Annotated in this window: 9 protein-coding genes; 7 read left to right on the top strand and 2 right to left on the bottom strand. The window is 64.3% G+C overall.

All coding sequences use genetic code 11. From position 1 onward, the window contains the following. The first annotated feature begins 470 nt into the window (after positions 1 to 470). Both GGR62_RS18460 and GGR62_RS18465 read left to right on the top strand, forming a co-directional pair. The gene (locus GGR62_RS18460; RefSeq protein ID WP_184409302.1) at positions 471 to 923 is read left to right on the top strand and encodes a cupin domain-containing protein; all 453 of its coding nucleotides are present in this window, start codon (positions 471 to 473) and stop codon (positions 921 to 923) included. Positions 924 to 1003: 80 nt separating this feature from the next. Further along, complete coding sequence (locus tag GGR62_RS18465) at positions 1004 to 1774, top strand: pseudouridine synthase (protein WP_184409303.1); 771 nt, start codon at positions 1004 to 1006, stop codon at positions 1772 to 1774. Between the two features lie 415 nt (positions 1775 to 2189). Here GGR62_RS18465 and GGR62_RS18470 read toward each other — a convergent pair whose 3' ends face one another. Next, on the bottom strand, positions 2190 to 2774 hold the full coding sequence (locus tag GGR62_RS18470; protein ID WP_184409292.1) for a DUF2059 domain-containing protein: 585 nt from the start codon (positions 2772 to 2774) through the stop codon (positions 2190 to 2192). A 56-nt stretch (positions 2775 to 2830) separates the two neighbouring features. Here GGR62_RS18470 and arfB point away from each other — a divergent pair, with 56 nt between their 5' ends. The 5 genes from arfB to lepB all read left to right on the top strand — a co-directional run bounded on the left by arfB (position 2831) and on the right by lepB (position 8991). Then, positions 2831 to 3262, top strand: a complete 432-nt coding sequence (gene arfB, locus GGR62_RS18475; RefSeq protein ID WP_024743182.1) for an alternative ribosome rescue aminoacyl-tRNA hydrolase ArfB — start codon at positions 2831 to 2833, stop codon at positions 3260 to 3262. Positions 3263 to 3264: 2 nt separating this feature from the next. Continuing rightward, complete coding sequence (locus GGR62_RS18480) at positions 3265 to 3894, top strand: lysophosphatidylcholine acyltransferase (protein WP_184409293.1); 630 nt, start codon at positions 3265 to 3267, stop codon at positions 3892 to 3894. A gap of 603 nt (positions 3895 to 4497) precedes the next feature. Then, a complete protein-coding gene (locus tag GGR62_RS18485; protein WP_184409294.1) occupies positions 4498 to 5508 on the top strand; it encodes an isoaspartyl peptidase/L-asparaginase in 1011 nt (336 codons plus the stop codon). Positions 5509 to 5849: 341 nt separating this feature from the next. Continuing rightward, on the top strand, positions 5850 to 8018 hold the full coding sequence (gene dcp / locus GGR62_RS18490; protein WP_184409295.1) for a peptidyl-dipeptidase Dcp: 2169 nt from the start codon (positions 5850 to 5852) through the stop codon (positions 8016 to 8018). Between the two features lie 346 nt (positions 8019 to 8364). Beyond that, the gene (lepB, locus tag GGR62_RS18495) at positions 8365 to 8991 is read left to right on the top strand and encodes a signal peptidase I (protein ID WP_184409296.1); all 627 of its coding nucleotides are present in this window, start codon (positions 8365 to 8367) and stop codon (positions 8989 to 8991) included. Between the two features lie 311 nt (positions 8992 to 9302). On the opposite strand, the gene GGR62_RS18500 is transcribed toward lepB, so the two are convergent. Next, the gene (locus GGR62_RS18500) at positions 9303 to 10358 is read right to left on the bottom strand and encodes an MBL fold metallo-hydrolase (protein ID WP_184409297.1); all 1056 of its coding nucleotides are present in this window, start codon (positions 10356 to 10358) and stop codon (positions 9303 to 9305) included. Positions 10359 to 10579: the final 221 nt, after the last annotated feature.

Below are 10579 nucleotides of genomic sequence, written 5' to 3' on the forward strand. Positions count from 1 at the left end.
ACTTAGAGCAGCTAGCAAAACCTAGCGAGCGCCTGTCAGTGAGTGCAGTGGTTTTGTCGGCCGTATCTTGGTGGATGCCGTCAGAAGTCCAGATCAAACACTGAGTGGGTCGAATGCGCGGTGCCCTCACCGCTCGCGGGACACGCCGTGAACCCGTCCCTGGGGGCTCGGTGGCGGCATCCATGCCGCCACACGGTCCCGCAATCGGTGAGGACACCGCGCCAGACAGTTGTAGGTTGCCTTGTTCAAAAGCATGAACACCGACCATACCGACTGGTCCTTGCCCGCCCACCGTCGCGCGACCTTACGCGGCATGGATGCCGCGTAAGCGCTTACAAGGACGTCCTTGCAGCGTGTCCCGCGATGGTGGGCGGGCAAGGGCCCTGCAGCCAGGCCGCAGATCAGCCGGCCTGCAGTAGGCTGACGCGAAGTCGTCTTGTTAGCCGCTCTTAAGCCCACCCGCTGCGCCGATTGCCGCGCTCGATGTGCCGTGCACGCAGAATTCCAGTTATCCGCCGGTGTTCGCTGCGCAGATGGATGGTCGCCAGAAACGCGCACTGGGTGCCGTGTTCGGGCTGCGCAACGTCGGCGTCAACCTGACCACGCTGGCGCCGGGTGCACGCTCGGCGTTGCGGCACGGGCATTCGCTGCAGGATGAATTTGTCTACATCGTCAGCGGCACGCCGAGCCTGATGACCAACGCAGGCGAGCAACTGCTGCAGCCGGGCATGTGCGCCGGTTTCCGCGCCGGAGACGGCGATGCGCATTGCCTGATCAACCGTAGCCAGGCGCCGGTGACCTATCTGGAAGTCGGCGACCGCAGCGCCGGCGATTGCATCACCTACCCGGACGACGATCTGATGCTGGTCACCGCCGAAGACGGGCAGTGGGCGTACCGGCACAAGGACGGCACACCGTACTGAGAGCGCTTGTGGTGAGCGATCCGCAGGCTCGGCCACGGCTTGTCGGTCCGTTCAACGGGGCTGGTCGGCACAGCGACGTGGTGGCATGCGGTGTAAGCGATGCGGATAATTCGCCGGTGAGCACATCCCCCAAGCATCTGCAGATTCTCCACCAGGACGATGTCCTGGCCGTCGTCGACAAACCCGCGGGCCTGATGGTCCACGACAGCAAGCTGGCGCGGGGAGAGGACGACTTTCTGGCCGACCGCCTGCGTGAGCAGCTGGGTCGGCCGATCTTCCTGGTCCACCGGCTCGACCGCGCCACCAGCGGTTGCCTGCTGCTGGCCTTCGATCGCGACGCCGCCAGCGCGCTGGGCAAGGCCTTGATGGCCGGCGAATTGGAGAAGGACTATCTGACGGTCTGTCGCGGCTGGCCGGCCGAGGAGCGCTTCATCGTCGACCACGATCTGGACGGCGGGCCCGGCAAGCCGGTCAAGAAGCCGGCGGTGACGCATTTTCAGCGCCTGGCCACCGGCGAGCTGGAGATCCCGTCCACCGGCTTTGCCACCTCGCGCTATGCGTTGCTGCGTTGCCAGCCGCAGACCGGGCGCTTCCGGCAGATCCGCCGGCATATGAAGCATCTGTCGCATCACATGATCGGCGACACCAGCCACGGCGACGGCCGCCACAACCGCAGCTTCCGCATGCTCGGTATCCACCGCATGTTGCTGCACGCCGAACGCCTGGGGTTCCCGCATCCGGCCGATGGCAGGCGCATCAGCGTCACTGCGCCGCTGGATGTGGAGTTCGCCAAGGCGTGTGCGTTGTTCGGGTGGGAGATGGCGGGGTTGGGAGTCATGCAGACCGCGTGATGCGGCGCGCCTAGTTCAGAGATCGAGACGTCCACTCGGCCTGCAAGAAATCTGCGCAGGCGTTCCCTCACCCCAACCCCTCTCCCGCAGGCGGGAGAGGGGCTAAAGCGCCACGCTCAATGCTCGCCGTCCCCGCGTTGCCGCCTTCCCTGCTTGCCTTCCGAGTTGCTTCCTTTCCTACTCGCCTTCCGAGCTGCTTCCTTCCCTCGCCTGCGGGGGAAGGTGCCCGAAGGGCGGATGGGGGCATGCTTGTTACAGGCGCTCTCCCGGCGGGAGAAGGATGCACTGTTCTCTTCCGTCACCGGAAAGGAAACGCACCGCCGTCACCAACAACGCAATCCAACCCCGCACCCGCACCCATCGCAGCGATCACGCGGTTCCCGATCCCCAATCTCGATTCTCCAATCCCCGCCGCTCAGGGCTTCTGCCCCGCAGCAGGCTCATTGACGATCTTTTCCAGATCCTTCTGCAGATCGGCAAACAGCGGCAGCATCTTCTGCTGGATCGCGCCCATCAGGTTCTGGGTCAGCGCCGGGGTCTTGTCCAGCAGGCTCTGGCCGGCCGAGCTCTCGTAGAACTCGGCCATCGCCAGCACGTCCTCGCGCGAGAACGAGCGCTTGTAGATGTCCACATACATCGGCCGCAACTCCGACCACGACAGCGCCTTGCGTACGGTCTGGCGGGTACGCTCCTGGATGCGTTGCAGCTGCGCCTGCTGGTCGGCGTCGAGCTGGCGCTGCGCGGTGAGCTGGGCGAACTGCTGCTGCTGCATCGCTTCGATCTGCGGCAGCATGGTGTCCAGCATGGTCTGCGCACGTGAAGCGGCCAGCAGACGGTTGACGTCGGCATCGCTGGGCGCCTGCGCCTGCGCCAGCGCGGCGGGCGAGGCAATCGCCAGCGCGGCCAGCACGATCAGACGGCGCGCGAAGGCGCGGGCGGCGGCAACGGAACGGAGGGGTGTCATCGGAGCATCCTGCAATCTGGGAACCGGCCGCAGCATACGGGAAGCCGGCGTTCGCGCGCGCGTCCCTGCCGGTGCCGATACAATCGGCGCACATGGCCAGCGACCCGATCCAGATCACCCCCAGCCTGACGATTCCGCCCAGCGAACTCGTCGAACGCTTCGTGCGCGCCAGCGGCGCGGGCGGGCAGAACGTCAACAAGGTCTCCACTGCGGTGGAACTGCGTTTCGACGTGGCCGGGTCGCCCTCGCTGCCCGAACCCCTGCGCGCGCGTCTGCTGTCGCGGCGCGATCGCCGCATGACCGCCGAGGGCGTGCTGGTGATCGACGCGCAGCGCTTCCGCACCCAGGACCGCAACCGCGACGATGCGCGCGAGCGGCTGGTCGAGATCATCAGTGCGTGCCTGTCGGTGCCCAAGCGCCGGGTCGCCACCAAACCGAGTCATGGTGCCAAGCTGCGGCGGCTGGATGCCAAGCGTGAGCGCAGCCATATCAAGCGTGGACGCTCTGCGTCCCACTGGGAGTAAGCGTGAGTCACACCGACCCGTCGTTGCCACCGGTAACACAGGCCAACATCCTGCTGCAGCCCTCTCCACCCAGAATGCCTCGCGCACACGGCCGCTTCGGCCGCTGGCTGGGGCGCACGGCACTGCGCCTGACCGGCTGGCGGCTGCTGGGGCGTCTGCCCGACGAGCCCAAGCTGGTGATGATCGTCGCCCCGCATTCGTCCAACTGGGACGGCTTTGTCGGCTTTGCGGCCAAGTTCGCGCTGGGCTTCGATGTGCGCGTGCTGGGCAAGGCGCAACTGTTCTGGTGGCCGCTGGGCCCGCTGCTGCGCAAACTCGGCGCCATCCCGCTGGACCGCAGCTCGCCGCAGGGCACCATCGGCCAGGCGGTGCGGCTGATCCGCAACTCCGAGCAGATGTGGTACGTGATCACCCCCGAAGGCACCCGCAAGCGCGTGGAGCACTGGAAGGCCGGTTTCTGGAAGATCGCCTCCGACGCCAAGGTGCCGATCCTGCCGGTGTATTTCGACTACCCCAGCAAGACCGTGGGCATCGGCGAGCCGTTCTGGACCGGCACCGACATGGCCGCCGATATCGCTGCCATCCGCACCTGGTACCGGCCGTGGCGCGGCAAGCATCGCGATACGTTGTAGGTGCCATAGCGTGCAGGGTGCCGATGTGCCTTGCCCACAGATGCTGGACCAGACACGAGAGCAGCGGGCAAGTTAGGGCTCTTGCATGAGGTAGTTCTTCCTTCGTGACTCAAGGGCGCTATCTACCCAGACAAAAGGCCGAGGGTTCAACGCGCAATGGGAGACAGACTGTTCGAAGTTCTAGAAGCCGTGCAGGATGAGGCATCGTTCGTGGGCTTTGCTGAGCTCCTAGCTGCTGATCGTCGTTCAGCAGATTCTCTTGCGGTTACTCTCGATGGGTTTCAGGGGGAATGGGCGAATCAGTCAATCGCCGACTTTCTTGAGGCAGCATGCGCGTGGGCGACTACCTCATCTTTCGGCGAGCTGCCTGGACCCAAGCCAGGCAATCCTTGGCAGGCGTTCGCTCTATTTCTATGGGCTGGGCGCGGTTATGAGTAACGCAGCTAATGCTTCATTCAAGCCGACACCGTGTCGCAGTGCTGCCTTACCCAGGGTGTATTCGATAGATCAGGGAAGCGTGCATAAGACGAGACTGTCTTGCCAGTGGCACCTCCCGCAGTGCCAATGTCGCCATTTGCTGCCATGAAAGTCTGAGGAAACACCATGATTACTTCATCCGCCCGTGCGTTGTGCCTTTCCTTGCTGCTATGTGCCGGCCCGGCACTGGCCGCCACGCCGATGCTGGTGATCCACGGCGGCGCAGGCGTGGAAAAATCCAGCCTCTCCCCTGACGAACAAGCGCAGGCACGCGAAGCGATGCAACGCGCGCTGCGTGCCGGCCATGCGGTGTTGACGCGCGGCGGCAGCGCGGTGGATGCGGTGGCCGCCACCATCACCGTGCTGGAGGATGCCCCGCAGTTCAACGCCGGGCGCGGTGCGGTGTTCACCCATGACGGCAAGAACGAACTGGATGCGGCCATCATGGATGGCGCCAGCGGCAAGGCCGGTGCGATCGCCGGCGTGCATACGGTCAAGAACCCGATCCTGCTGGCGCGCAGCGTCATGGACCGCTCCAAGCACGTGATGCTGGTCGGCGACGGCGCCGAACAGTTCGCGCGTGCGCAGGGCATCACCTTGGTCGACCTGAGCTATTTCCGCACCGACAAGCGCTGGCAGCAGCTACAGAAAGCGCTCAAGGCCGAAGCCGGCGACCGCCAGGCGCAGGCCGAACTGGATCTGGAAACCGCCAAGCACTTCGGCACCGTCGGCGCGTTGGCGCTGGACCGCGATGGGCATCTCGCCGCGGGCACCTCCACCGGCGGCATGACCAACAAACGCTACGGCCGCGTCGGCGATGCCCCGATCATCGGCGCCGGCACTTATGCCAACGGCCAGTGCGCGGTGTCCGGCACCGGCTGGGGCGAGTTCTACATCCGTGCGGTGGCGGCCTACGACATCTGCGCGCGCATGAAATACGCCGGCCAATCGTTGCAACAGGCGGCCGAGACGGTGATCGACCAGGAAATTCCCAAGGCCGGCGGCGACGGCGGGGCCATCGCGCTGGATGCGCAGGGCAACATCGCGTTCCCGTTCAACACCGAAGGCATGTATCGCGGCTGGATCGGCGCCGACGGCACTGCGCATGTGGCGATCTTCAAGGACGAGACGCTCTGACGGGCGATCTGACCTCGCGTGTGGTCGGAGCCGCCCTCATCCACCCGTCGGGCACCTTCTCCCAGCAGAGGAGAAGGCAAGCTAATCCGGGTGAGTCCGTCGTCCTTCGCGCAAGCACGTCGCCTTGCGCGCAGGCGACTCCTCACTCCCGCACGCAAGCACGTCCTTACTCCCGCGTGCGGGAGAAGATGCCCGAAGGGCAGATGCGGGCACAGCAGCCGCAACCAACCCTCCCCATTGCCAACACCGCCCCAGCACCCAATCCAACGGCACATGCCAGCGGCCGCCAAACCCGCTAGCGTTACCGGATGCTTCGCCCGCCCACTCAGGAATCACACGCCATGTCGCGTACCGTCGTTCTAGCCGCAGCCATCACCCTGGCGCTGGCTGCTTGTTCTGGAAAAGAGCCGTCCGGTAAGGAGTCCACCACCGTGCCCGAAAAGACCGCCGCCGCCCCGGCCGCCGATGCCGCGCCGAACCCGCTGCTGACCGCCAGCACGCTGCCGTTCCAGGCGCCGCCGTTCGACAAGATCAAGGATGCCGACTACCTGCCGGCGTTCGAAGAAGGCATGCGCCTGCACCTGGCCGACATTCGCAAGATCGCCGACAACCCCGAGCCGGCCAGCTTCGACAACACCATCGACGCGATGGAGCGCAGCGGCGAAACGCTCACGCGCGTGTCGCGCATCTTCTTCGGGTTGGTGCAGGCCGATACCAGCGATGCCCGCCAGAAGATCCAGGAAGAGATCGCGCCCAAGCTGGCCGCACACCAGGACGAGATCAATCTCGACCCGAAACTCTTCGCACGCGTCAAAACCCTCTACGACCAGCGCGACACGCTGAGCCTGGAGCCGGAGCAGAAGCGTCTGCTCGAACGCGACTACGAAGAGCTGGTGCGCGCCGGTGCGCAGCTGTCCGATGCCGACAAGGCCAGCCTGCGCAAGCTCAACGTCGAAGAGACCACGCTCTCCACCCAGTTCCATACCCGTCTGGTCGCCGCCTCGGCCGCCGGTGCGGTAGTGGTGGACGACAAGGCCAGACTCGATGGCCTGAGCGAGGGCGACATCGCCGCCGCCGCCGATGCGGCCAAGGCGCGCAAGCTCGATGGCAAGTATCTGCTCGCGCTGCAGAACACTACCCAGCAACCGGTGCTGGCCTCGCTGAAGGACCGCCAGTTGCGCGCCGACGTGCTCAAGGCCTCGGAAACGCGTGCAGAAAAGGGCGACGCCAACGACACCCGCCAGACCATCCAGCGCCTGGCCCAGCTGCGTGCGCAAAAGGCCAAGTTGCTCGGCTTCGACAATTACGCCGCCTACAGCCTGGGCGACCAGATGGCCAAGACCCCGGCCGCCGCGCTCAAGCTGCTGACCGATACCGTGCCGGCGGCCACCGCCAAGGCGCGCCGCGAAGTGGGCGAGATGCAGAAGGTCATCGATGCGCAGAAGGGTGGTTTCACACTCGCCGCCTCCGATTGGGACTTCTACGCCGAGCAAGTGCGCAAGGCCAAGTACGACCTGGACGAGTCGCAGATCAAGCCGTATTTCGAACTGGATAACGTGTTGCAGAACGGCGTTTTCTATGCGGCCACGCAGCTGTACGGCATCACTTTCAAGCAGCGCACCGACATCCCCACCTATCACGCTGACATGAAGGTGTATGAAGTGTTCGATGCGGACGGCACCTCGATGGCGCTGTTCTATACCGACTACTTCAAGCGCGACAGCAAGTCCGGTGGCGCCTGGATGGACGTGTTCGTCGAGCAGGACGGCCTCACCGGCGCCAAGCCGGTGGTCTACAACGTCTGCAACTTCACCAAGCCGGCCGCCGGCCAGCCGGCGCTGCTGAGCTTCGACGACGTCACCACCTTGTTCCATGAGTTCGGTCATGCGCTGCACGGCATGTTCTCCAAGGTGAAGTACCCCTCGATCGCCGGCACCAGCACCTCGCGCGATTTCGTCGAGTTCCCCTCGCAGTTCAACGAGCATTGGGCCTCCGACCCCAAGGTCTTCGCCAACTACGCCAAGCACTACCAGACCGGTGCGCCGATGCCGGCCGAACTGGTCGAGAAGATCAAGAAGGCCAAGACCTTCAACAGCGGTTACGCCACCACCGAATACCTGTCGGCGGCGCTGCTCGACCTGGCCTGGCATACCCAGCCGGCCGACGCGCCGTTGCAGGACGTGAGCAAGTTCGAAGCCGACGCGTTGAAGCGCTTCAAGGTGGACCTGGCCGAAGTGCCGCCGCGCTATCGCAGCAGTTATTTCGACCACATCTGGGGCGGTGGCTATTCTGCCGGGTATTACGCCTATTTCTGGTCGGAAGTGCTCGACGACGACGCGTTCGAATGGTTCAAGGAGAACGGCGGCTTGAACCGCAAGAACGGCGATATCTTCCGCGCCAAGATCCTTTCGCGCGGCAATACGGTGGACCTGGCCACGTTGTACCGGGATTTCCGCGGCAAGGATCCCAGCGTCCAGGCGCTGCTGGAGAATCGTGGTTTGACGGAGTGAGTGACGGAGCGATGCGTGCGCGTCGTTGGCGCATGCACGTGTAGCCATTGGAGTTAGCAATCAAGACGGGATGGCCATGCGCCATCCCGTTTTTGTTTGTGTATGGGGTTCAGCAAGTCATGCTGTCGCTGTGCTCTTGCTTGCTTTTGCTGTTCGGTATGGGGCCTCGGAAGCGATAGCCAGAGCACAACAACAGCCAATGCCAAAACCAGGGCAACAACAGGGCAAAAACCGGACAACAGCAACGTGGGCCGTGCCATGCCTTTCGTCACTTCCGCCCGCTCGGGGTGCAAGCGCATCTTCAATTGGCCATCGCCCACCATCAATTCAGACCAACAGGTGCCCCATGAAGCAACCCAATCCCACCGCCTCCCGTCTGCAACGCGCTGCACACTGGTCACGCAAGGAATTGCTGCCGTTGTTGGTGTTACTGGTGCTGATGACGGCCGCGCGTTCCTCGTTCGCCAACCACTACCAGGTGCCGAGCGGCTCGATGCAGCCCACCCTGGAGCCGGGCGACCGTGTGGTGGTGGACATGCATGCCTACGGCTGGCGTCTGCCGCTGAGCAACCGCATCGTCGTCGATGGCGATCGACCGCAGCGTGGTGAGGTGGTGGTGTTCGATTCACCGCGCGATGGCACGCGTTTGATCAAGCGTGTGGTGGCAGTGGCGGGCGACCGGGTCAACTTGACCGACGGGCATCTTCAGATCAATGACGTGCCGCTTGCACGGGAAGGTCGCAGTGCCGAACGTTTCGGTGCGCATCTGGCGCAATTGAATCTCGGTAATGGCGGCGGTCCCAATATCGCAGGGCTGACGGTACCGCCAGGCAAGTTGCTGATGCTGGGCGACCACCGTGGCAACAGCCTGGATGGACGTTACTTCGGATTGGTCGATGCCTCGGCCGTCTATGGCAAGGCGGTTGCGGTGTATTACCGGCATGGCGAAGGGCTGCAGTGGCAGCGGCTGTAATGGACGCTGTTGGTTTCCGCGTCAGCATGCGCGTCAAGGCGATCGCGCTACGCCATTGGGCAAACCGCACCAAGCGCAAAAGCCATCCAACAGCCACTGAACCCATGAAGGTGCTGGTAAATACGTGATGCCGCGTCACCCACGATGGCGTCCTGCGCCGACTCCAAAACCATGCAACATTGCCACGCGTTAGTCAGTTGCGCCCCTGCGCGGTAGCGCAAGGATCCTGCATCGATCGACAGTGCGCGTTGCCGACGGAGAGACACTGGCACACACACCACAGGTACGTGCCAGCCCCACCATGCAACTGCTTACCGCATTGCCACCGGTGCATCCGAAGCGATCGCGGTTTCATCCTGCCGCCACCAATGCAGGCGATTGCCGGGTGCATTCACATCCACGCGCTCGCCCATGCGTGGCGTGACCAGTGCAATGTCGGCGCTATCGGCTAGCGCCACGATCCGGTCCAGTGGCTCCTGCCATGCATGCATCGCCAGATCGAACGTGCCATTGTGGATCGGCAGCAGCGTCTGGCCGCCGATATCCAGAAACGCCTGCAGGCTCTGCTCCGGCTGCATGTGCACGTGCGGCCATTTATGGTCGTACGCGCCGTTTTCGATCAGCGCCACATCAAACGGACCGAGCTGCTCGCCGATGGTCTTGAAGTGCGGGCCATACCCGCCGTCGCCGCTGAAAAACAGGCGCAGGTCGCCGTCCTGGATCACCCAGGAACACCACAGGGTCTGCCCGCTGTCGAACAGTCCGCGCCCGGAGAAATGTTGCGACGGGGTGGCGGTCAGCTGCAGGCCATCGAGCGTGATCGTGTCCCACCAATCGAGCTGCCGCACCTTGGCCGGGTCCACGCCCCAGCGCACCAGCAGGTCGCCCACACCCAGCGGTGCGACAAACACGCCAACGCGATCGGCCACCGCCAGGATGGTGGCGCGATCGAGATGGTCGTAATGGTTGTGCGAGAGGATCACCCCGGCCAGCGCTGGCAGATCATCCAGCGCAATCGGCGGCGCGTGAAAGCGCTTGGGCCCGAAAAACGGCACCGGCGAGGCGCGCTTGGAGAAGACCGGGTCGGTCAGCCACAGCCCGCCGGCCAGCTTCATCAACACGGTGGAATGGCCGAGCCGGTACAGGCTGCGGTCCGGCGCGGCGAGCAACTGCGCGCGCGTCAGCGGCTGCACCGGCAACGGCGTGGACGGCACCGTGCCGCTGGGCTTGTTGAAGGCGAACGCCCATAGCAAGCCGATCCGCTCGCGCAGGCTCAGCCTGACGGTCGGTAACGGCTGCACATTGCGAAACCGTCCGCCACGAAATTGCGGCGAATCGGCATAAGGCGGAAGGCGGGAAGAAGCCATGGCAGGGACGACCGAGACGTGGGAGGGCGACGGGGAATGATGACGCTGCGCAGTGTAGTCGTGCTGGTCATGGAGGATTCTGACGCGGACGAACAGCTTGGGAACAAGATGGGTCTTGTGACGATGCGACATCCCCCCGCCCTGAGTAGCGGCTTGGTTTAGAGTCCGGGGGTAATGATATCGGTGTTGGCCAGATGTTGGGCATAAGCAGCCGGGGTCAT

It is taken from the genome of Xanthomonas sp. 3075 (genome assembly GCF_014197275.1).
GTDB lineage: Bacteria > Pseudomonadota > Gammaproteobacteria > Xanthomonadales > Xanthomonadaceae > Xanthomonas > Xanthomonas campestris_B.